18 protein-coding genes are annotated in these 22,134 nt (G+C 34.0%); 11 read left to right on the top strand and 7 right to left on the bottom strand.

Going from position 1 to position 22,134, the window contains the following annotated elements; genetic code table 11:
- Window positions 1–34: 34 nt before the first annotated feature.
- The 4 genes from thiC to ACKI44_RS08655 all read right to left on the bottom strand — a co-directional run bounded on the left by thiC (window position 35) and on the right by ACKI44_RS08655 (window position 4,334).
- Entirely contained in the window at window positions 35–1,333 is a 1,299-nt protein-coding gene (gene thiC / locus ACKI44_RS08670) for a phosphomethylpyrimidine synthase (protein WP_407423498.1), read from the bottom strand.
- Window positions 1,334–1,496: 163 nt separating this feature from the next.
- Entirely contained in the window at window positions 1,497–2,321 is an 825-nt protein-coding gene (locus tag ACKI44_RS08665; RefSeq protein WP_407423496.1) for an SPL family radical SAM protein, read from the bottom strand.
- Window positions 2,322–2,394: 73 nt separating this feature from the next.
- Entirely contained in the window at window positions 2,395–3,309 is a 915-nt protein-coding gene (locus ACKI44_RS08660; RefSeq protein ID WP_407423494.1) for a carbohydrate kinase family protein, read from the bottom strand.
- Between the two features lie 155 nt (window positions 3,310–3,464).
- Entirely contained in the window at window positions 3,465–4,334 is an 870-nt protein-coding gene (locus ACKI44_RS08655) for a LysR family transcriptional regulator (protein WP_407423492.1), read from the bottom strand.
- Window positions 4,335–4,391: 57 nt separating this feature from the next.
- Here ACKI44_RS08655 and hxlB point away from each other — a divergent pair, with 57 nt between their 5' ends.
- Complete coding sequence (hxlB, locus tag ACKI44_RS08650; RefSeq protein WP_407423490.1) at window positions 4,392–4,982, top strand: 6-phospho-3-hexuloisomerase; 591 nt, start codon at window positions 4,392–4,394, stop codon at window positions 4,980–4,982.
- A 1-nt stretch (window position 4,983) separates the two neighbouring features.
- Here the strand turns inward: hxlB and fdhD are convergent, their stop codons facing one another.
- Window positions 4,984–5,733 carry a formate dehydrogenase accessory sulfurtransferase FdhD gene (gene fdhD / locus ACKI44_RS08645; protein ID WP_407423488.1) on the bottom strand — a complete coding sequence of 250 codons (750 nt, stop codon included), beginning with the start codon at window positions 5,731–5,733 and terminating at the stop codon, window positions 4,984–4,986.
- Window positions 5,734–5,852: 119 nt separating this feature from the next.
- Between fdhD and ACKI44_RS08640 the strand changes: the two genes are divergently transcribed.
- From ACKI44_RS08640 to ACKI44_RS08625, 4 genes are read left to right on the top strand one after another with little or no spacing between them, the layout of a single operon-like run.
- Window positions 5,853–6,953 (top strand): ABC transporter substrate-binding protein, encoded by a 1,101-nt coding sequence (locus tag ACKI44_RS08640; protein ID WP_407423486.1) that lies wholly within the window; start codon window positions 5,853–5,855, stop codon window positions 6,951–6,953.
- A gap of 9 nt (window positions 6,954–6,962) precedes the next feature.
- Window positions 6,963–7,976, top strand: a complete 1,014-nt coding sequence (locus tag ACKI44_RS08635) for a FecCD family ABC transporter permease (protein ID WP_407423484.1) — start codon at window positions 6,963–6,965, stop codon at window positions 7,974–7,976.
- Window positions 7,967–8,761, top strand: coding sequence for an ABC transporter ATP-binding protein (locus ACKI44_RS08630; protein WP_407423482.1), 795 nt, complete (start codon window positions 7,967–7,969; stop codon window positions 8,759–8,761). Before ACKI44_RS08635 ends, ACKI44_RS08630 begins: the two co-directional genes overlap by 10 nt.
- Window positions 8,758–9,327, top strand: coding sequence for an FmdE family protein (locus ACKI44_RS08625; RefSeq protein WP_407423480.1), 570 nt, complete (start codon window positions 8,758–8,760; stop codon window positions 9,325–9,327). Before ACKI44_RS08630 ends, ACKI44_RS08625 begins: the two co-directional genes overlap by 4 nt.
- Before the next feature lie 42 nt (window positions 9,328–9,369).
- On the opposite strand, the gene ACKI44_RS08620 is transcribed toward ACKI44_RS08625, so the two are convergent.
- Both ACKI44_RS08620 and ACKI44_RS08615 read right to left on the bottom strand, forming a co-directional pair.
- Window positions 9,370–13,182 carry a right-handed parallel beta-helix repeat-containing protein gene (locus tag ACKI44_RS08620; protein ID WP_407423477.1) on the bottom strand — a complete coding sequence of 1,271 codons (3,813 nt, stop codon included), beginning with the start codon at window positions 13,180–13,182 and terminating at the stop codon, window positions 9,370–9,372.
- Between the two features lie 266 nt (window positions 13,183–13,448).
- Window positions 13,449–15,662: a right-handed parallel beta-helix repeat-containing protein gene (locus tag ACKI44_RS08615; RefSeq protein WP_407423475.1), complete on the bottom strand. Its 2,214-nt coding sequence runs from the start codon at window positions 15,660–15,662 to the stop codon at window positions 13,449–13,451.
- Between the two features lie 398 nt (window positions 15,663–16,060).
- Here ACKI44_RS08615 and ACKI44_RS08610 point away from each other — a divergent pair, with 398 nt between their 5' ends.
- The 6 genes from ACKI44_RS08610 to fdhF form a co-directional block, all read left to right on the top strand.
- Window positions 16,061–17,863: a nitrous oxide reductase family maturation protein NosD gene (locus ACKI44_RS08610; RefSeq protein WP_407423473.1), complete on the top strand. Its 1,803-nt coding sequence runs from the start codon at window positions 16,061–16,063 to the stop codon at window positions 17,861–17,863.
- A 92-nt stretch (window positions 17,864–17,955) separates the two neighbouring features.
- The gene (locus ACKI44_RS08605) at window positions 17,956–18,600 is read left to right on the top strand and encodes a peptide ABC transporter permease (protein WP_407423471.1); all 645 of its coding nucleotides are present in this window, start codon (window positions 17,956–17,958) and stop codon (window positions 18,598–18,600) included.
- A gap of 3 nt (window positions 18,601–18,603) precedes the next feature.
- Window positions 18,604–19,248, top strand: coding sequence for a MotA/TolQ/ExbB proton channel family protein (locus ACKI44_RS08600; protein WP_407423469.1), 645 nt, complete (start codon window positions 18,604–18,606; stop codon window positions 19,246–19,248).
- 6 nt (window positions 19,249–19,254) lie between these two features.
- Window positions 19,255–19,554, top strand: coding sequence for a DUF2149 domain-containing protein (locus tag ACKI44_RS08595; RefSeq protein ID WP_407423467.1), 300 nt, complete (start codon window positions 19,255–19,257; stop codon window positions 19,552–19,554).
- A 286-nt stretch (window positions 19,555–19,840) separates the two neighbouring features.
- Window positions 19,841–20,632: a formate/nitrite transporter family protein gene (locus ACKI44_RS08590; protein WP_407423465.1), complete on the top strand. Its 792-nt coding sequence runs from the start codon at window positions 19,841–19,843 to the stop codon at window positions 20,630–20,632.
- 82 nt (window positions 20,633–20,714) lie between these two features.
- A partial coding sequence (gene fdhF / locus ACKI44_RS08585) for a formate dehydrogenase subunit alpha (protein ID WP_407423463.1) occupies window positions 20,715–22,134 on the top strand: 1,420 nt, incomplete at its 3' end.

Below are 22,134 nucleotides of genomic sequence, written 5' to 3'. Positions count from 1 at the left end.
ATTTAAAAATAAAAAAAGAAATAGATTAAAAAATCTATTTGATTAAGTCAGAATCTGATTTATCCAACCATTCGTTAACGATTTTTACTGCACAGTAGTTTCCGCACATGGTACATGTGTCTTCTTCTTCAGGAGGTCTTTCATCCCTTTTTGCACGTGCAGCTTCAGGAAACATTGCACATTCATATTGTGCTTCCCAATCTAATCTTTTTCTTGCTTCAGCCATTGCCAAGTCTTGTGAACCGTCGATTTGACCTGAAGCTAAATCTCCAGCATAAGCACCTATTTTGGTTGCAATAACTCCTTCTTTCACATCCTGTGGGGAAGGAAGTGCCAGGTGTTCTGCAGGGGTTACGTAACAGATAAAGTCTGCTCCAGCTTTTGCAGAGGATGCTGCTCCGATTGCAGATACGATGTGGTCATAACCTGGTGCTACGTCACATACAATAGGCCCTAACATGTAGAATGGTGCATTTGAACACATTTTCTTTTGAATCATTACGTTTGTAGGGATTTCGTTAATTGGGATGTGTCCTGGTCCTTCAATCATACATTGCACTCCGGCTTCACGGGATCTGTCAATCAATTCTCCTAAGATAATTAATTCTTGTATTTGTGCCCTGTCTGTTGAGTCAGCAATTGAACCTGCTCTCATACCGTTTGCAAGGGAAAGCACGACATCATGTTCTTTTGCAATTTCTAAAACGTAATCGAAGTTTTCATATAATGGATTTTCTTTTTCGTTTTCTACAATCCATCCGGACATGAATGATCCGCCTCTTGAAACAAGTCCGGTTACACGGCCTTGTCTTTTGAGTCTGGTCAATGTTTCGATGTTAATACTACTGTGGACCGCCATGAAGTCGATACCGTCTTTGGCCTGTTTTTCAATGGTTTTAAACAATACGTCTTCATCCATGTAGATAACGGAACCTTCTTCTCTTATGGTTTCGATAGCTGCCTGATAAACTGGTACGGATCCTACTGGAAGCGGGGACATGTCAAGTACTCTGTTTCTTATAACATCTAAGTCTCCGCCGATACTTAATTCCATTAAACAGTCTGCGCCGTTATCAATAGCAATTTGTGCTTTTTCAACTTCCTCATCAAAGTTTACAATATCTGTGGATGTTCCGACAGTTGCGTTTACTTTTGTTCTAAGTCCTGCACCGATACCTGCAGCTTCAATATCTCTGTTAACGTTACTTGGGATAACAATAGTCCCGTTGGCTACTGATTTTAAAATAAAATCTTCTGAAACATTTTCTATTTTTGCAACATGTTTCATTTCTTCAGTTAAAATGCCTTTTTTTGCATCACTAATCTGTGTCATATTATCACTCAATTAATTTTTAATTTAATCAATATGGTTTGATTTTGAAATCATTTTTATTTGATATTATTAATTAGGTCGTAATAATATTTAAATTAATTGATTTAGTATCTAAAAAACTTGATTATTATAAAGTTAACTTTAATTTTTCATAGGGGTGTTTTTAAAATAATGTGGTTTGTTTGGTGGTATTTTTTGTCGGTAATTCATTCAGATAAGTGAAAATTTCATCCGAATCATTCATTATTCCTGCATCACTGGTCCTTTTATTGAAAATCTTCATTAACTTTCCGTTATAGGGACTTGCAACATGATAATTGTTTTTAAAGTGGGTTATATATTTATTTTTAAGCCCTGGAAAGTTTTCGTCCAGTTTTTCATAGTAATATTCCCGGTTTCCTTCCCTTAATGTCATGCCCATGCCAAAGCAGAGTATTCCTTTAACATTGGCATCAATGCAGTAATCTATTATGCCGTTAATATTATCTTCACTATCATTAATGAAGGGTAAAATAGGACATAGCCAAACAACAGTTGGAATGCCGTTCTCATTAAGTGTTTTTAAAACTTCAACGCGCCGTTTGGTTGTACAGACATGGGGTTCTAAAACTTTGCACAAATCTTCATCTGCCGTTGTCAGAGTCATTTGAACAACGGCTTTGCTCTTTTCATTGATTTTTTTAAGCAAATCCAAATCTCTTAAAATCAAATCTGATTTTGTAATGCATGTAAATCCATGTCCATATTTGTAAATCAGTTTTAAGGCGTTTCTAGTATACTCTATTCTTTTTTCAAGGGGCATATAGGGATCAGCCATTGAACCGGTACCGATCATAACTTTCTGACGTTTATTTTTAAGTGACTTTTTAAGCAATTCCAGAGCGTTTTCCTTTACTTCTATATCTTCAAATTTATGGTTGATTTGATAAATCAAACTTCGTGAATCACAATAGATGCAGCCGTGAGTGCAGCCCCGATAAAGATTCATTCCGTTTTTGGGTGATAGGATAGATTTAACTTTGGTGTAGTGCATAATTATCAAAAAAATAAGTAAAATGAGTTTAATAAAACTCATTCATTCTTTCAAATGCGTCATCAAAACTAGGCATGTTAGTCTGACAACCTTGATGCTCAATAATAAATGATGAAACTGCTGATGCAAATTTAGCAGATTCCTCTAAGGATTCTCCATTTAAGAATCTTGATAAAAATCCTGCTCTGTAGGAATCTCCTGCACCGGTAGGATCAACCACGTTAACGTCAATGGCATCAATTTTAATTTTATCTTCACTGGAATAGATTTCGCTTCCGTTAGCTCCACAGGTTTTAACGATTATTTTAGGACCTAATTCTCTTAAACCAGTCAAATCAGTTTCTAATGAATCCAATATTCTTTCAATTTCATGATGATTTGCAAAAAGAATGGTTGAATTTTCAATAACGTCTCTTAATTTTTTAGTATCATACATTCCAAGGTCTTGACCAGGGTCAAATGAAACAAGCAAATCTTCATTTTTAGCTTCTTCAGAGCATTTCCAATTGAATTCTGGGTCTCCTGTTGCCAAGTGCACTGCCTGAGCATCTTTAATCGCACGTGCAGGTACTTTACTGCCAGCGAATTCTTTTGCAGCACCCCAATAGAAGTAACTGATTTGGTCGGAATTATCATCAGTTAAAACAAATGCTGTAGGAGTTTTTTCTCCAGGAACAACTATTAATGATTCAGTATCAACACCTAAATCTTCCATATGTTCAAAGTATTCTGTTTTCTTAAAATCTCCGCCGACTGCTGAAACTAAAGCGGTTTTCAATCCGAGATTTGCTCCAACGCAAGCAACGTTAGCTGCTGCACCGCCATTAAAGGTTTTCATATCAGTTATTGGAGATGAAAAATTGGCTTTTGGAAATGTAGGTACTCTAATAATATAATCATGAGCTGCATGACCAATTGCAAGTAAATCTGTGCTTTTTACCATAATTATCGCCTTTTTTGTATTTATTTTTAGTATTAATTTAATAATTTGTAAAATCTCATATGGATATGAATGAAATTTCACAACTTAAAGATGAGGTGTAATATATGATTTGTTTTTGAAGTATAAATAATGTTGGTGAGAGCAGTTGAGGAGTATTAATCCATAGGAATAAAACCCTGTTTTTCAATGTCTTTTTGTGCTTTAGTCAATAAATAATTAATGAAATCGTCAGTTTTAGGATCATCATCGTTAACTTTAACTAAACTGATTACATGGCGTGTATCAAATTTTAATATGTCATTTCCATTGAAAAAACTGGCATTAACGAAACTGTGTAAATTTTTTGAATTTTTAACCAGTTTGAAAGCATCGAACTGTGAATTGACTTCATGTTCAATATTGTATTTTAAATCATAATGTTCCAGACTGTTCCAGGCAAGCCTTTGGGCGGATCCTGCTACTTTTACAAAATTCAGGTTGTCCAAATCTTTAATGCTTCTGATTTCTGATGCATCAGGGCTTGAAATTAAAACAAGATGGTCATAAGCTATTGGAATAAAGTTTATGTCCCTTTCATAAGCGATTAGCGGATCATCCAATGTCAATAAATCGACAACACCTCTTCTGGCTAATTTGAATGCATCCTCGTCAGTGCTGCTGTAAACGTTAATATTGAAAGGCAAGTCAATGCTTTCCAAAAGACTGGAGCTGATGTGACCTCCGGCAATATTGATGTTGTCCGGTTCGGCAATCTGAATTAAATATTTTCTGTATTCCTCTAAAAGTCTAATGCCGTCATCTGTAAGAACACTACCGTTTCCTTTCTTTTCAGTCAGTTTAATACCTAACTGTTTTTCGGCCTTAAGTATTCTTCTGTTAAATACGGTATGGGCAATATTTAATTCCTTAGCGGATTTTCTTTGTGAATGGGTTCTGTTCAATGATTCCAAACTTTGGTATAATTTATAACCATAAATTTCACCATTTATCTCTAAACTAATCAGTCCCTTACTTTCAAGTTTCATTAATTATATATTGAAGTATAATCATATATTTAATCTAGTGTTTTTAGGAATGATATAATGGAATTAATGAAAAGCTCAATCAAGGCGATTATAGGAAATATTGTTAGTGCTGAGGAATTTTTAGATGAAGAATCTATTGATAAATTTGAAGATATTATTATTGAATCAAAAAATGTCTTCGTTACCGGTGCTGGAAGGTCAGGGCTTGCTGCAAAAGCTTTTGCAATGAGATTAATGCATTTGGGCGTTAGTGCGTATGTCGTTGGAGAAACTATTTCACCGGCTATTTATGAAAATGACTGTATCGTGGCTATTTCAGGATCAGGTGAAACCAATACTATTGTATCTGCTGCTAATATTGCGAAAAAAAGAGGTTCTAGAGTTTTGGCGGTTACATCATACCCCGAATCAACTTTAGGTCAATTGGCAGATACCTGTCTTTTAGTTAAAGGAAGGACCAAACAGGAAGTTGACGATGAAAATTATATGAAACGTCAAATTTACGGAAATTATACTTCTTTAACTCCTTTAGGTACTGCTTTCGAGTTAACCACTCTTGTATTTTTAGATGCAATCGTATCTGAATTAATGGAAAAGATGCATCAGACTGAAAGTGATTTAAAAGCAAGACACACTGTATTAGAGTAATTTAGTCAAAAATTACTCTATTTTGATTATTATAAATATTACACCTTTCACCGCGTAAAAATCCTACCAATGTAACGTTACCTTTTTTAGCTATATTATAACCTGAATTTGCAGGAGCTGCATTTGAAGCCAGAATTGGAACACCGACACGTGTCATTTTAATAACCATGTCCGCAGGCATTCTTCCGCTGTAAATCACATAGGAATTTGATAGATCAAAATCATGCAAAAGGCCGTAACCGATTACCTTATCGACTGCAACATGTCTGCTTACGTCTTCCTTAACGACAAACTGTCCATTATGGACGATTCCTGCAACGTGAGTTCCTCCGGTGGCCTGCCAGATTTCAGCATTGTCTTTAAGCTCTTCAATCCTGTCAATCAGTTCATGAACTGACACCTGAAAATCGGATTTCACTTCTTTTACTGTCTTTATTTTACTTCTCCAGCCTCCTGCGGAATCTGAACATAAAACGGTTTCGTTTGTTTTAAGAAGGGTATCATCAATTTCAGCATAAATCTGATTTCCTTCAATTTTAATCTCTTTTATCGCATCCATTGAATCAACCATATTCTCATTAAACATATATCCTACAGCAAATTCCTCAAGAGAGTCTTCAATTGCAGACAGGCTTCTGCTGATGTCATTATTAATCGTTAACGTGATTGTTTCATCCTGAACAACATTTTCTTTTGCTTCCTGTGCTTGATTGTTCTTGAAATGTATTGCATCAATTTCTTCGATTTTCATAGTTATAACTCCTGTTATTAAAAACATATAATTTTTAAATTTATTAAACTTAGCTATTTCGTAAATTATTTAATATGTTGAGAATAAATATTCATATCAAAGATTATTATGTGGTTGATATGGAAAAGAAAAGTAAAATTGTTATTTTAATTTTAGCTCTTTTGATTGTAGCGGGGGTTGCAACTCATTTATTTTTAACTCCTTCAACTGTTGAAAATTCAGGAGCTAAAAATATCACAGACATGATTGGTAGAGCAATTGAAATACCTGCTTCACTTAATAAAGTGGTTGCCACTTCCCCTCCGATGACTACTGTAATTTATATGATTGCTCCGGAAAAATTAACTGCTTTAAATTTTGAGTGGACCGATAGTGAAAAGGTTTATGTTCCTTCACAGTATCAGGGATTGCCAAATATCGGCGGTTGGTATGGAACTCAGGACGGAAGTTATGAGGAGTTTATAGCATCAGAACCGGACATTGTTATAGAGTCTATTGATGAAGGAGGCGACGGAGATTTATCCACAGTCAATGAAAGACAAACAAAATTCGGTAAAATTCCTGTAGTTGCAGTAAACGATACTACAAGCGTTGAAAAAGTCGATACATCCATTACATTTATCGGCGAGGTTATCGGTGCACAGGACAATGCCAAAAAATTGACAGATTTCAATGATAAGTATTTAGACATTGTTCACAAGAAATCTCCTCAAATAACAGATAAGAAAAACGTTTATTATGCGGAAGGAAATGACGGTTTGAAAACTAATCCTTCAGGTTCTGTTCACGGACAGCTGATTGATTTGGTTGGAGGAAAAAATGTTGCTGACTCATTAAGTCAGGGAAATACCACCAGCGGCGTTCAGGTATCAATAGAACAGGTTATCAGCTGGAATCCGGATGTTATCATTACAACTGACCCTGATTTTTATGCAAAAGTCTATAACGATTCAAATTGGGCAGGCATTAATGCAGTTAAAAACCATGAAGTATATTTATCACCGCAATCTCCATTTAAATGGTTTGACAGGCCTGTCGGTGCAAATATGATTATCGGTGTTCCTTGGACTGCAAAAGTCATATATCCTGATCAATATTCTGATATTGACATGTTAAGTGCAACAAAAGAGTTTTACTCAAACTTCTACCACTTCGATTTATCAGACGAACAGGCAAAACAGATTTTACTGGATTCAGGCCTTAAAGAAGAAAATTTCTAGGATGATTTTATGGATAAGGAAAATAAAGAAATTATAAGTTTTGTACTTTTGGTATTTTTACCTATAATTCTTTTTTTCGCATCCTTTTTAATGGGAAGATATCCAATCAGTCCTGTTGATGTAGTCAAAACAATTTTAAGCCCGCTTTTCCCACAGCTGACTGTTTCATCCACTGTCAATACTATTGTTTGGCAAATCAGGCTTCCAAGAATTTTAGCAGCTCTTTTAGTGGGAGCTTCACTTGCAATGGCAGGTACGGCATTTCAGGGAATATTTAAAAACCCATTGGTATCTTCAGACCTTTTGGGTGTATCAAACGGTGCGGGATTCGGAGCGGCTTTGGCTATTTTATTGAGTGGATCTAGCGTTGTCATTCAAGTTTTTGCTTTTGTTTTCGGTATTATTTCAGTTTCAATAACCTATTTGATTTCAAAGGCATACAAGGCTGGAGGAATTTTAATTTTGGTACTTTCCGGTGTTGCAATTTCAGCATTTTTCAACTCATTGATATCAGGAATTAAGTTCATAGCAGATCCTGAAGACAAACTGCCGGAAATCGTATACTGGTTAATGGGAAGCTTGGCATCCGTTACAATGAATGAAATAATCATGATTATCATTCCTTTGTTTATAGGTTTCATTATTCTTTATTTGCTCAGATGGCAGATGAATATATTGGCCATGGGTGATGAGGAAGCACAGTCCTTAGGTTTAAACCCTTCAAGAGTCAGATTAATCATTATTGCAGCCTGTACATTATTGACATCTGCTGCCGTATCCATAAGCGGTATCATCGGTTGGATCGGTATGATTATTCCTCATATGGCAAGAATGATTGTAGGCCCGGATAACAAGGTATTGCTTCCGGCATCCTTAAGTCTCGGTGCAAGTTTTTTGCTGTTGATTGACAATATTTCAAGAGTCGTGATTTCAATTGAAATTCCAATCGGTATATTGACTGCAGTCATTGGTGTTCCGATTTTCCTTTATTTACTTAGGAGGGGGTATTCAGAATGGTCTTAGATGTTAAAAACATTTCATTTTCCTACGAGGATGAATTAATATTTGATAATATCAGTTTTTCTGTTGATAAGGGTGATGTCTTATGTATACTCGGACCAAACGGAACCGGAAAAACTACGCTGATTAAATGTCTTAACCGTATTCATGAAATCGATTCCGGTGAAATACTGATTGACGGAAAGGATATTAAAGACCTGTCATTTGCTCAAATATCAAGACATATCGGTTATATTCCTCAGTCACATGTTCCCACATTTCCATTTTCCGTATTTGACGTTGTACTGATGGGAAGAGCTCCTTATTTGAATCTGACAGACACTCCCAAAAAAGAAGATGAGGAAATTGCATTAAACGCCCTTAAAACTTTAGGAATAGAAGATTTAAAAGATAAAGAGTATACTAACTTAAGTGGCGGTGAGCGTCAGCTGGTATTTCTGGCAAGAATATTGTGTCAGCAGCCCGATATACTGATTTTGGATGAGCCGACATCACATCTGGATTTTGGAAATCAGATAAAACTTTTAGAAATAATTGATAACCTGGCTAAATCAGGTTTATCCATTATAATGTCATCACATTTCCCGGATCATGCATTTCTAAGTTCGACAAAAGTAGCTATTATGAAAGACAAATCCTTTATAGATTTTGGAAAGCCTGATGATGTGGTAACGGAGGAAAACCTTAGAAAAGCTTATTCAATTGATGTTAAATTAATAAATATTGACGATAATAGGAAAGTTTGTGTTCCTTTAAAAACAAATTTAAAATTAGGTGATATTAAATGAATCAGAAAGATTATGAAGAACAGTTAAAAATGGCCGGTGAATTCCACGGCGAAATCTGTGGAGGAATAGCTATCGGTACTAAACTTGCAATGTACGGTTTGGAATTGATGGGCATGGAATTGAACATGCGTCATAAAAACTTGATTGTTATTTTGGAAATTGACAGATGTATGGCTGATGCTGTTCAGGCAGTTACAAAATGTTCAATGGGTAAACGTTCACTTAAACAGGCTTATTATGGTAAATTTGCAGCAACATTCTATAATATGGATACTGGCGAAGCTTTAAGAATTATCGATGCTGATGCAAACAGAAAAGATAAGAAAAAAGAAACCCGTGACGAAATGATTGAAAGATTCAAAATCACTCCTCCTGAAGAGTTGTTTGACGTACAAAAAGTTAAAGTTGAGCTGACCGAAGCACAAATGCCTGGTAAACCACACACCACTGAAATCTGTTCCATTTGTGGCGATAAGGTAACTGACGGTCGTCATTTGATGGTTGATGGTAAACCTGCATGTAAACCTTGTGTTGAAGGTGCTTACTACGAAGTAATTGATGAATAATTAAATAAGATAGTAAAATTAATTACTATCTCTAATTTTTTTCTATTTTGGAATTTCAGAATCCGGAACATTATAAGTAAATGTCACGCTGAATGGCCTTTCACTGTCAAATAGGGAACCTGATGATCCTTCAATAATGTTTCCTGTTGAATAAAAGTTTTTCTTTTCAAAGGATATTGTAGCCACTCCATCATGTGCATAAGCTATTACTTCCTGCTGTAAATCGGTATATGCGTTTAATGTAAAGTGGTATGTGAAATCGGGTAATTCAGATACGATTTTGCCGTTATCAATAAAACTGACATTATATTTCCCGTCTCCTATGCTTGTCAGCTGACAGTCAATCAATGTGGTCTTTATTCTTGGACATATTGTTCCCGGACCGGTGTTGTTTTCGCCCCATTTTGTGTATATTGTTGTTCCATACCAGTTTGGACCTAATTGGAGTTTCAAGTTATCATCCCACTCTCCAGGACCATAAATTCCTGCAGGATTTGCGCTGACTTCTCCTAAAATCATTAAACTTGGACCTTTTGCATTGTTGTATAATGCATTGTTTTCCACAATTAATGTAGCTCCGCTTGCAGGGGTATAATTTTCATTGGCGGTAAAACCTTCAACTATACTTTCCCTGATTTCATTTCCTCTGATAACAATTCCTGAAGAGTTTGCAGAGTCTAGAAATATTCCCATATAGTTTTCATTAATCAGATTGTCAATGATATTTATGTTAATTCCTGAGTGTCTGACACTGATTCCGTATCCGTAAGGACCTTCCACCATATCAAAGGTAATCCAGCCTTGTTGGTTTGAAATATTATTGTTTAAAATATCTGTATTTTGAACATTTGTGTCGAATTCCACTCCAAAATTATTTTCAGATATTTTATTTTCTTTTATTGTTGTCGTATCTGCATTTTTAAGGTATATTCCATTTCTGAATTTAGTAATCGTATTGCCGGAAATTTTGGTATTCTGCCCTGAAACATCTATGGCATTTCCTTTAAACAAGACTTCAGTAGAATTGTACCTATCAATTTTGCTTCGAGATGCTGTGTTGATTATTTCATTATTTTTAATGACTGTATTTTTCACATTTTTTGATACAATTCCAGACCCATTATTCGCATTAATTTTTGCATTTTCTATAATTGCATTGTCGCAGTTAACTGTGATGACATCTGAATCTAATTTACCGTTTAATACAGCATTATTTCCATCAAATAAAATAGCTTTATTTATTTTTAGTGAAATGTCAGAGTATTCACTTCCCATAAATTTAACAGCTACTTTATCTGTAACGGAATCTAATATTGATTGAATCTGTGTATTTGATAAACCGGGAGTAACTTCCAAAGTTTCTAAAACTTCGATGCTATTTGCAATCATGGCTTCATTATAGATGGAGGTTATTATGTATTTGCCAACAGGCAGTCTGATATTCAATCCAGCTATTCCGCTGCTGTTTGTTGTTCTTTCGTAGAATACTCCATTAACATTAAATGTTATGATTTCTCCGTCTGCAGGTTTTCCTTCACCATCAACCAGTTTGACTTTGAATTTTTCAACAGTGCCGTATTCTTTTACCATATCCTCAGCAGTTAAGATGGATAATACGGTAATGTTGTTTGACACTCTGCATCCTTTGTATTCGGCAGTAATGATGTATTCTTTAGGTTCCAAATTAATGTTTAACTTAGCATATCCGCTTTCATTAGTTTTTCTTTCATAAAATACTCCGTTAATGTTGAATGTTACAACCTCTCCTGCTTTAACAGGGTTGCCTTCATCGTCAAGCAGTCTGACAATATACTGGGTGCCGTTACGGAAATATTTCACTATGTCTTTGTTTTCGCTTATTAATGACAATACAGTAATATTATTTGCTTTCTGCTCTTTTGTAACCGGATTGTATGCGGTTATGATGTATTCTTTAGGTTCCAAGTTAATGTTTAATTTGGCGGTACCATTTTCGTTTGTTTTTCTTTCGTAGAATACTCCGTTAATGTTGAATGTTACAGTCTGATTTTTTAACAGGTTTCCTTCACTATCCATAAATGTTGCTAAATATTGGGTAGCATTTCTATACATTTTTGTAAGGTCTTTGCTGTCAATTGTGGATAATATTGTGATTGTATTAGTTGTATTTGATGTAGGGTAGTCGTCTGTTCCATTAAATAGGGCTGTTATTGTATATTCTCCAGGATTGACGTTAATGTTTAATTTGGCGGTACCGTTTTCATTTGTTGTTCTGGTATAGTTCATTCCATTAAAATTTAAAATAATCTTCTGGTTAGCCAGGTAATTTCCGTCACCGTCCATTAATGTAACTGTATACGGATTTTCATTTCCACAATATTTGATTAAATCTTCACCAGTCAATTGGGTTTCTGAAACGACAGTTCCGTTTGGAATGTTCTCGTTTGGAACGTTATATATTGCAGATAATCTGTCTGTTGTTATTTTAACGTCAATTGCACCGTAACCGATACTTATTGCAGTTATTGTATTTCCTTTTGATTTATATTTTGCATCGGTAAAGTCAACTGTTGCAGTTCCATTAACTACTGTAATGATTTTTGCCTGATCGCCTGGTTCAATACCTGCTCTTGTTGTAGCCTTATTTAGGAAAAATGTGATGTTTGTTGTATTTAGGTATGTTGCAATTTCTCCAGTGTTCTTTTTGATAAATGAAATATTATAAATTCCAGGGTCTGTTTCTTTTATTTCACTGAAAACCAAGTCCCTTTCATTGCTTTTTCTAAGCACTCCCGGTTCGTAGTAGGTACTTGGACAGAATGTTTCCATGGCATAAAAGTTACTTTTTACATATAGCGTGTAAGTTCCGCCCTCTTTTGTTTGCTGTGTGTAAATACATCTTGTCAGGTGTCTTACAAAGATGTTTTCATCTATCTCCTGTATTTTTTCAATATCATCATAGCTTTTTACTTTATCAATACTTGGGACAGTTAGATAACTGTTGAATATTCCGTAATTACCGTTTTGACTAATGGTGTTTCCTCTGATTCTTAAATATTCCATTTTTGAGTCAACATATATTCCTGTACCCTGTGTTGCTCTTGACTGGGCCTTATTGTCCCTGTTATCTGAGATATTGTTGCTTGTAACATTGCTGTTTACACAGGATCCGTAGTATATTCCTTTCCAGTTATTCAAATAAATTGTATTGTCGACAATTGATGAATTTTCAACGTTTTCTCCAAAATAAATTCCCGCTTCATTATTCTGATTTATTATGGAGTGGGCTATGTTAATGCCATTACTGTCGGTTATATAAATTCCTTTTTGTGATTTTTTAATGGTGTCATGATTGATGTTAATGTCTGACCCGTTGACTACATAAATTCCCGGACCGTCTGTAACTTCTTTAATGTTACAGTTTGTTATCTCGATGTTACTTGCACCATTGATATATATTGCATATGGATCTACGCTTCCTCTTTTAGCAGCGTCATTTGAAAATGTAAATCCGGATAACACTGATCCTGATGCATTTTCATTAAAGTAAAATATTCCAACACCGTCAGAACCTTTGATATTTGATGGACAGGTACTCATTTGTGTACCTACTTTGCTGACTATTGTCAGTTGCTTATCTACTATGAAGTGACAGTGTTCGTAATTGGTACCGGTGATTTCAATTGTATCTCCGGCATTGGCAATATCAATTGCAGTTTGAATCGTCGGTTCATTCATCTGATTAACGGATGAACCGTCTACAACAATGATTGCATTTCCTGGACTGGTAAGATTTTCATCTGCCATTACAGCTGAGGAAAATGTAAATATTATTGCAATACTTAAAAAGATTAATAATAATTTTTTATAATTCATAAAATTTAATCCTCCCATATTTGAATAGAATTATAACTATTGATATATATTATAGTTCATATTATTAAAAATATTCTATTATCTTAATAATTGTTATAATAATTATTTTTTAAAAAAATAATCAAAATTAATATTTATTAATGGTTGTATTGATTTATTAGTTTAAATTATATTAAAAATAAAGGTTAAAACTAATTTTTTATTTAATGATATGAATGTGGTTAATTATTAAAAAATAAAAAATATGAGAAGTAAAACTTCTCATCTTAAGCAGTTACAGTAACTTTGTTAGCTATGCTGAAATCGTCATAGTATGAAGTTATAATGTATTCGCCTGCTTGTAAGTTAATGTTTAATTTTGCAATACCATCACTGTTTGTAGTACGTTGATATAATACTCCGTTGATGTTGAATGCTACTGTTTGATTAGCGAAAGGTTTACCTTGGCCATCAACTAAAGTTGCTTCAAATTGATCAGGAGTACCGTATTTTTTGGTTAAGTCTTTAGCAGTTAAAATAGGTAAAACAGTGACGTTATTAGCAACTTGACAACCTTTGTATTCAGATGTAATAATATAAGTATCATTACGTAAATTAATATTTAACTTAGCTGTACCATTTGCATCGGTTGTTCTGTTGTAGAATACTCCGTTGATGTTGAATGTTACTGTTTCACCAGCTTTAACAGGATTACCTTCATCATCTAAAAGTACAACAATGAATTGTGATTCGTTTTTGTAGTATTTGGTTAAATCACTAGCTATAATTCTTGGTAAAACAATAATAACATTTTCTTTTACTTCACCAGTAACTGGGTTAGTCATGGTAATTGTGTATTCACCAGCTTCTAAACCAATCGCCATATGTGCAGTACCGTTAGCATCAGTGGTTCTAGTGTAGCTACCACCCATAATTTCGAATGTAACTTTGGTATTAGCTAATGCAGTACCATTTTCATCAGTGAAAGTAGCATCAAATGTATCTGGAGCTTTTTCGATTTTAATTAAATCTTCACTGATAATAGTTTCAGCAGGTTCTTCAATAGTAATGTTTGCAATTTCAGTGAATTCCTCATATATTTCATCACCAGTGTAAGTAGCGATTACAATATATTCTCCTGGTGCTAATAGAGGTATTTCAAATTCTGCTTCACCAACTTCAACAGGAACATAATAACCAACGCCATCAACGTCAACTAATAAGTATCCGGTTGCATCTTCTGGTAAAATTAAATTCACTGATTCTTCATCAATATTGATGATTCCTTCATCTTTTTTCATCACATTGTTGTTTTCGATATAAACATGTTTGTCTGTAGATATAAAGTTGCTGGTTGAGAAAGTGTATGTGTTGTTATCGTTAAAGAAGAATACGGTAACGCCTTCTTCAATGTCATTATCGGTTACAGTAAATTCTCCTTTAGGAGTAATCATACCGCCTTCACTTTGGGAAGCAACAGCTACGGTATTTTCGCCATAGAATTCATTATCGTCAATGTGGATAGTTTCGATTCTACTTGGAGCACCGTGAGCGGTATTACCTTCTTGTACGAAAATTGCAGTTTCATTTTCTGGTGTAATGAAAATATTATCATGTATTTCGGAATTTCCTGCTGCTTTAATAATTCCCATAGCGAATGCTTTTGAATTTTCAAATACATTTCTTTCCATTGTAATATTGGTAATTCCACCACCGTAGAAGACACCGTACCATACACCAAACATGATATTTTCATATGCTTCTACATTGGAAGCACCGGATGCAATGGATATAGCATCAAGATAGTCTCCTTCAAAGAAGTTATTTGTAATAGTAATGCCTGAACCACCCATAAGGTTAATTGCTTTTGAACCGGTTTCTTGTTTTGAGAAATCTTTTTTAATGGTACTTGCATTTGTTGCACCTTCATCAGCGAAGAAGTAGTTATTGTTGATAGTTACATTACCTTTAGGTCTTTGTACATAAATTCCTGAGTTACCATTTCTGAATGTACAGTTTTCTATAATGTAGTCACTTCCACCTCTGAAGTCTAGTGCACGACCGTTCCAGAGGACTGGTTGGTAAACTTCAAAGTTCATGTTGTATACTTGTGATCCGGCAACGCTTTCTTCATCAGCTTGGAAAAGGAATCCTTGATAACCTTTAATGGTTGCATTGTTACCCTGTAAGATAAGGGTGTGTGCAATTGTAATAGGACTACTATTATTGCCGAAATCATATACTGCATTTTCTGCGAAATTAAGTGTGTCACCAGCACTAGTATTTGCTATTATAGTTTCAATATCTGACATTGTTGCATTAGCAGGTACATCATGACTTGCAGCTAATACATCATCAGCACTTGCTTCAACAACTGCAACATCATCAACTGGAGCTGCTACAATATCATCGGTTGCAACATCTTCAGCAGAAACTGCAGAAATAGAAACAATAGCAATAAAAACAAATAATAATGCTAAAATTTTATTATTAATTTTCATATTTTTTTCTCTCCTTATATTATTAAACTGAACTAATAAAACTAATGAGATAATTACTTTCATATGCCATTAATTAATTATTAGCAATATTAATTTTTAATTGGGAACCTATATAAAGATTATTATCATTCGATATAATATTCATCAGTATAATTTAATTTTTATTTCATAAATTTAAAACTAATTTAATAATTTTTATTTTTTTTATTATTTTGATTATTTTTATTATTTTATTTAATCGATTTTTTTAAGCTTCATTTCGACAAATATTTTTGTAATTCTTTAAAAAATACAGTCGAATTATTTATATACTTATATCGAGATAATGTAATTCATATATTACAATTGATTATAGTGGAGGTGAAAATCTGAACAGGAAAATGATTTTAATTTCGCTTTTGATAATTATTGTTTCAATCAATGTTGTCAGTGCTGAGGATAATCTGACTGACATTTCCAATGTCGTATTGAATACTTCGGATGCGGATTTACTTGGAGATAATCTCGAATACAACGCATCACTCAAATCAGCTGACAATGCTCCGCTGATTAATCAGACAATAATTTTTTCAGTAAATGGAATTAATTATACAAGATTAACTGACCTGGACGGTTTTGCATTTTTAGATATTAATCTTGAAGATGGGATATATCCAATTTCCACCACATATGTGGATTTAAATAATCAAAAACTGATTAACGATAATACGATTTATGTTTCACATAATACGGGAACACTGATTAAAGATATCTTATCCGGAAGCGATATCCAAAAAATCATTGATGATGCAAATTCTGGTGATACTCTGATTTTTGCGGGAAGCACATATAATGATGTAGCTATTAACGTAGAAAAATCATTGAACATTATCAGTATTGTAAAGTCAGTTTTTAATGGAAATTCCAAATCTCCGATTATATCTGTAAAGTCAGATGATGTTAAGATTTCCAACTTGGTTATTTCCGGAGGATCTGACGGTATTGCTATAGAGAATTCCAATAATGTTGAAGTTTCCTTTAATGACATTGTTAATAATTATAATGGAATTTATTTAAAAAATTCAAATAATGCAAATATTTCAGCAAACAATCTTTTAAATAATTATAATGGGATTTATCTTGATGAAAATGTTTTAGATACTCAGATTATTTCAAATTATATTTCAAAATCTGAAAATGACGCTATCAGTTTTGCCAAATCAGGGTCACATTCAAATGTATTTGAAAATACTTTGGAGAGGAATGAAAACGGTATTTTCATCGATATGGCTGGTGATGATAGTTTAAACATTGAATATAATACTATTCAGCGCAATAATGGAAATGGTATTTATTTCGGTGAAAATTATCGTAAATCTGATGATTCTGGAGTATTGAACATTGGAAATAATTCCATTGTTTACAATAAGGACTTTAATATTTTAGCAAGAGACAGCATTTACATGAACATTGAACTGGATACTAACTGGATTGCCTCTGATAATCCCAGATTTAATGGTGTTTGTGAAAAAGTCAAATTTAAAAAATATCACATGAACGTAAATCAACTGGACTCCAATACATTATCCGTTAGCGTCGATGGAATAAAAACTAATTCATTGCTTAAATATTCAACAAATGGTGGCCGCAATTGGCAATATGCTACATTAACTGATGGAAAAGCCACTATAAATGTTGCAAATGCTGATGGAAATCTTGTGTTTGATTATTTTGAAAGCAATAACAATTATGAATATCAAATGAAAGATTATGTCCCGCCAGCTCCTGTTACTCCGGATGTTCCTGTAGTTCCGGATGTTCCGACTAAAGATGATGATTCTTCATCTGGTGCAGGAAATGGAACAAATGGCAATTCAGAACAGATTGAAGGAAATGGAACTTCCACAAATCAAAATTCCGGATCTCCTCAAAGTCAGAATCCGGCAAATGTCGCTGATTCAAATAATGCTGTTGAACAGGCATCTTCCCAAAGCAGCGAGAGTTCTGGCCAGTCAGCTTCTCAAGCGGTATCAAGTGATAATTCACAGCAATCAGCATCTGATTCAACTCCAAAAAAATCAGTTGCTAAATCTTTGAATATTGATGAAGAAGTTGTTAGAATAGCTGGAATAGGTTTTATTTTGGCATTAATCCTTTGTGTAATTGGCTTATATTATAGGGATGATGTAAAATTCATGTTAAACAAAAGAAATGGACAATAAAGTCTGTTTCATTTTTCTTTTTTTAATTAACGATATGTTTATATATTTATATTGTTATATTACTTATTATAATAATTTAATGAGCTATAAATATGTTTGATTTGATTTTTAGTTATTTATTAATTACCACAATTTTATTTTCAGCAAATATTGGTCTTTTTTTCGGTAATTTCAGATTAAATAACATAAAAAGTAGCCTGATATTTATGTTGATAGGAATAATCTTATTTATTGTGGTTTTCACTTCAAGCCTATTGACTTTTAGTTTAGGTGATTATCTGGCATATATTTTCATTTTAATCTCTATAATAATATTTATTATAATGATTGTTTATCTGAAGATTAACATCAAATTAATGCCGGTAATTTCAGCCACTATAATATTATATTATATAACATCATTTTTATTGGCTTCACAATTGAATGAATATGTATTTAATGGCTTATTGTTATCTGTTGTTTCAATAATTGTAATGATTGTGGCATTTCAATCTTCTAAATTATTAATTTTTGCGAAGCGCCCCTATGATGTTATAATTGGGGAGTTCATGTCTTTATCAGGAATTTTAATTTTTATTTTTGGTTTAACCTATGTTTCTATTATGAATTTGGATTATAAAATGTTTTCATCATTTTTAATATTAACTCCAACATATCAGCTAATATATGTTATAATAGGAATTGTCATTGTTTTAATTATTGGATCTTATTGGAATGATAAAAAAAATTTGAGGTAGTTTATGATAATTCGAGGTACAGAAACTTTAACTTCATTAATTCATATAATTTCAGAGAGTTTATTAACTCCTGTTGTTATAATCTTGGTAATTTTTGTAGTTTTAGTCATTTTATGTCTTGGAGGAATGATTAATGAAAGGTTTTCAAGAAAACCTATCAAACCTGACGAATTTGAAAAATTAGTCCGTGATATTTCATTTTCCGATTCTCCATCTGAAATTGAAGACTATGTAAATAACAGTAATTTGTTTGATTGGCAAAAGGATGTTCTTGTAAAAATTGCAGAAAATCATGATATCGGTACAAAAGCAAGAGAAGCCTTGGCCAGTGAGTTAGTTTCCAGTGAAGAAACCAGATTAATTAAGAGTACTAATAAAACCGATATACTAGTCAGGTTAGGTCCTATTTTAGGTCTTTTAGGCACATTAATTCCTTTAGGGCCAGGTCTTGCAGCTTTGGGCAGTGGTGATATAACAACTCTTGCGGAATCGTTAACTATAGCTTTTGATACTACTGTTACTGGGCTTGCTGTTGGTGGTGTCGGTTATCTGATTTCTAAATTTAAAAAACAGTGGTATGAATCAGATTTAATTGAAGTTGAAACTTTAGCTGAGGTTGAACTCGAATCATTGAACAATCAGAAGTGATAATTTATGCTTAGAAAAAAACGAAGAATCAGTGATTCCATCGATGATGACCCAATGTCTGGTCTAACCAATCTTTCAGATGCGATGTTGGTTTTAGCTTTAGGATTCTTAATTTTTGCTATTATGGCTTTATCTGCAAATCCCGAGTTAATTTCAAATTCACCGAACACTCAAGATGTTTCAACGGCTGATACATTCAATCAGACTTATTCTGATGCCGGCGGAATTGAAGATAGTGGCTTTAATGAAGTTGGAAAAGTCTATGAGGATCCTAATACGGGCGAATTAGTAATGGTATCGGGTTAATTCAAACTATTTTTTTATTTATTTTTTTATTATTTTATTCGTAACATTACAAATAGAGTTTATAAAAATGAATCGATATGAACAACTATCTATCATGATTTATCATTAACTTTTTATATATTCTTTTAATAGTATTTAAAATTTTCTTTTACGTTCCAATAACAAAGCCTTTTTATTATATGATAACTATATATAATAACATAATACAATGGATTGTTTGTTTGGCAGATTCATATGTATTATACTATAAATTAATTTATAAGGGGATAAAAAAGAGGTTGAGATTATGAGTTCATCTTTTAAAAGTCCAGTAGATACTGCAAAAGCAATATCTGCAACTGCTGGAGCTAAAAACTCAGCAAATATTGTAAATGTGATTTTACTCTCCTTCTTAGCAGGAGCTTATATCGCATTCGGAGGATTACTAGCCGAAATCGCTAGTGCAGGAATGTTAGCTGCAGGAGCACCTGTCGGATTAGAAAAATTCGTATTCGGTGCAGTGTTCCCTGTAGGTTTGATTATTGTAGTACTCGCAGGATCCGAGTTATTCACCGGTAACGTCATGTTCATGACCATCGGTGTATTAGACGGTTCCGCATCTGTAGGCGGACTTGCAAAAAATTGGGTATTAAGTTGGATTTTCAACTTTGTCGGTGCTTTATTTGTTGCATTCGTTCTTGCTTACATGGGAGGTCTCTTCCCGGCTGATTCAGCATTTGCAACCAAAGCAACTGCTGTAGCTGCTGCAAAAGTCAAAATGCCATTTGCCCAAGCATTTATTAAGGCAATTGGTTGTAACTGGTTGGTATGTTTAGCTGTATGGTTAGCTAATGCATCTGACGATATCATCGGTAAAATCGTCGGTATTTGGTTCCCAATCATGGCTTTCGTTACCATCGGATTTGAGCACAGTGTCGCAAACATGTTCTTCATACCATTAGGTATGTTCTTAGGTGCTGAAGGCGTAAACTGGGGCTCAATGATTATCAACAACTTAATTCCTGTAACTTTAGGAAACATTGTTGGTGGAGCTGTATTCGTAGCTTGTATATACTGGTTCACTTATCTTAAAGATTAAGTGTGAAAACAATTTAAGAAGCACTCATCTGCTTCTTATAAAATTTTTTATTTCGATATGAAAAAATTTTGGAGATTATAAAATGGTTGAGATTAAATATGTCCCATCTATTTGCCCATACTGTGGTACCGGTTGTGGTATTAATTTCGTAGTTAAAGACGGCAAAATCATTGGGGTAGAACCTTACAAAAGACACCCTGTAAACGAGGGTAAAGTATGTCCAAAAGGTAACTTTGGATATCAGTTCATTAACAGAGAAGACAGATTAACTACTCCGTTAATTAAAGAAAATGGTGAATTTAGAGAAGCTTCCTGGGATGAAGCATTAGATTTAGTTGCTAACAAACTCAAAGAAGTATCTGATGAAGATCCTAACAAAGTTGGATTCTACGCATGTGCTCGTTCACCTAACGAAAACATTTACATTACTCAGAAATTAGCAAGAGTAGCTTGTGGTACTCAAAACGTAGACCACTGTGCACGTATTTGTCACGGACCTACTGTAGCTGGTTTAGCTACCACTTTCGGTTCCGGTGCTATGACAAACGGTTTCGACAGTATTAAAGAAGCAGATTACATATTCTGTATCGGATCAAACAACATGGAAGCACACCCATTGTTCGGACGTAAAATGATCCAAGCAAAACAAAACGGTGCTAAATTAGTTGTATTAGACCCAAGATTCACTCCTACTGCAAAAATCGCAGATGAATATGTACAATTTGAAACCGGTACTGATGTAGCTTTAATGAACGCAATGATTAAAGTAATCATCGATAAAGATTTACACGACAAAGAATTCATTGAAAACAGAACCAAAGGTTTCGAAGAAATGAAAGAAGTTGTACAAAAATACGACTTAGAAATGGCTTCTGAAATTACCGGTATTAAACCTGAAGTAATTGAAAAATTAGCTGTTGAATACGCATCAGCTGACAAAGCTGCTATCGTATACTCATTAGGTATTACCGAACACTCACACGGTGCAGATAACGTTATGTCCACTGCAAACCTCGCAATGTTAACCGGTAACATCGGTAGACAAGGTACTGGTGTAAACCCATTAAGAGGACAAAACAACGTACAAGGTGCTTGTGATATGGGTGCATTACCTTCCGATTATGTAGGTTACAGAAAAGTTAAAGACCCGGAAACTACTGCATGGTTTAATGATTACTACAGTGGAGAAGGTTATGAAGTAAACTTACCGGCCACTCCAGGTTTAACTTTAGTTGAAATGATGAATGCCGCTCATGCTGGTGATTTGAAAGTATTATACATCCACGGGGAAGATCCTGTTATATCTGATGCAGATGTACAACATACAAAAGAAGCACTCGCTAATCTGGAAATGTTGATTGTACAAGAATGTTTCTTAACCGATACCGCACAATGTGCTGATGTTGTTCTTCCTGCAGCAGGTTGGGGTGAACAGGAAGGTACATTCACCAGTGGTGAAAGAAGAGTGCAATGCCTACACAAAGCACAAGAACCACCTGAAG

This window comes from Methanobrevibacter sp. (assembly GCF_045646205.1).
GTDB lineage: Archaea > Methanobacteriota > Methanobacteria > Methanobacteriales > Methanobacteriaceae > Methanocatella.
Note: the sequence above shows the minus strand (reverse complement) of the source record. Positions and strands in the feature narration are given on the sequence as shown.

Excerpts from the sequence above, each read along its gene's own strand:
- thiC (WP_407423498.1), bottom strand. The coding sequence starts at position 1,333 with ATGACACAGATTAGTGATGCAAAAAAAGGCATTTTAACTGAAGAAATG.
- ACKI44_RS08665 (WP_407423496.1), bottom strand. The coding sequence starts at position 2,321 with ATGAATCTTTATCGGGGCTGCACTCACGGCTGCATCTATTGTGATTCA.
- ACKI44_RS08660 (WP_407423494.1), bottom strand. The coding sequence starts at position 3,309 with ATGGTAAAAAGCACAGATTTACTTGCAATTGGTCATGCAGCTCATGAT.
- ACKI44_RS08655 (WP_407423492.1), bottom strand. The coding sequence starts at position 4,334 with ATGAAACTTGAAAGTAAGGGACTGATTAGTTTAGAGATAAATGGTGAA.
- hxlB (WP_407423490.1), top strand. The coding sequence starts at position 4,392 with ATGGAATTAATGAAAAGCTCAATCAAGGCGATTATAGGAAATATTGTT.
- fdhD (WP_407423488.1), bottom strand. The coding sequence starts at position 5,733 with ATGAAAATCGAAGAAATTGATGCAATACATTTCAAGAACAATCAAGCA.
- ACKI44_RS08640 (WP_407423486.1), top strand. The coding sequence starts at position 5,853 with ATGGAAAAGAAAAGTAAAATTGTTATTTTAATTTTAGCTCTTTTGATT.
- ACKI44_RS08635 (WP_407423484.1), top strand. The coding sequence starts at position 6,963 with ATGGATAAGGAAAATAAAGAAATTATAAGTTTTGTACTTTTGGTATTT.
- ACKI44_RS08630 (WP_407423482.1), top strand. The coding sequence starts at position 7,967 with ATGGTCTTAGATGTTAAAAACATTTCATTTTCCTACGAGGATGAATTA.
- ACKI44_RS08625 (WP_407423480.1), top strand. The coding sequence starts at position 8,758 with ATGAATCAGAAAGATTATGAAGAACAGTTAAAAATGGCCGGTGAATTC.
- ACKI44_RS08620 (WP_407423477.1), bottom strand. The coding sequence starts at position 13,182 with ATGAATTATAAAAAATTATTATTAATCTTTTTAAGTATTGCAATAATA.
- ACKI44_RS08615 (WP_407423475.1), bottom strand. The coding sequence starts at position 15,662 with ATGAAAATTAATAATAAAATTTTAGCATTATTATTTGTTTTTATTGCT.
- ACKI44_RS08605 (WP_407423471.1), top strand. The coding sequence starts at position 17,956 with ATGTTTGATTTGATTTTTAGTTATTTATTAATTACCACAATTTTATTT.
- ACKI44_RS08600 (WP_407423469.1), top strand. The coding sequence starts at position 18,604 with ATGATAATTCGAGGTACAGAAACTTTAACTTCATTAATTCATATAATT.
- ACKI44_RS08595 (WP_407423467.1), top strand. The coding sequence starts at position 19,255 with ATGCTTAGAAAAAAACGAAGAATCAGTGATTCCATCGATGATGACCCA.
- ACKI44_RS08590 (WP_407423465.1), top strand. The coding sequence starts at position 19,841 with ATGAGTTCATCTTTTAAAAGTCCAGTAGATACTGCAAAAGCAATATCT.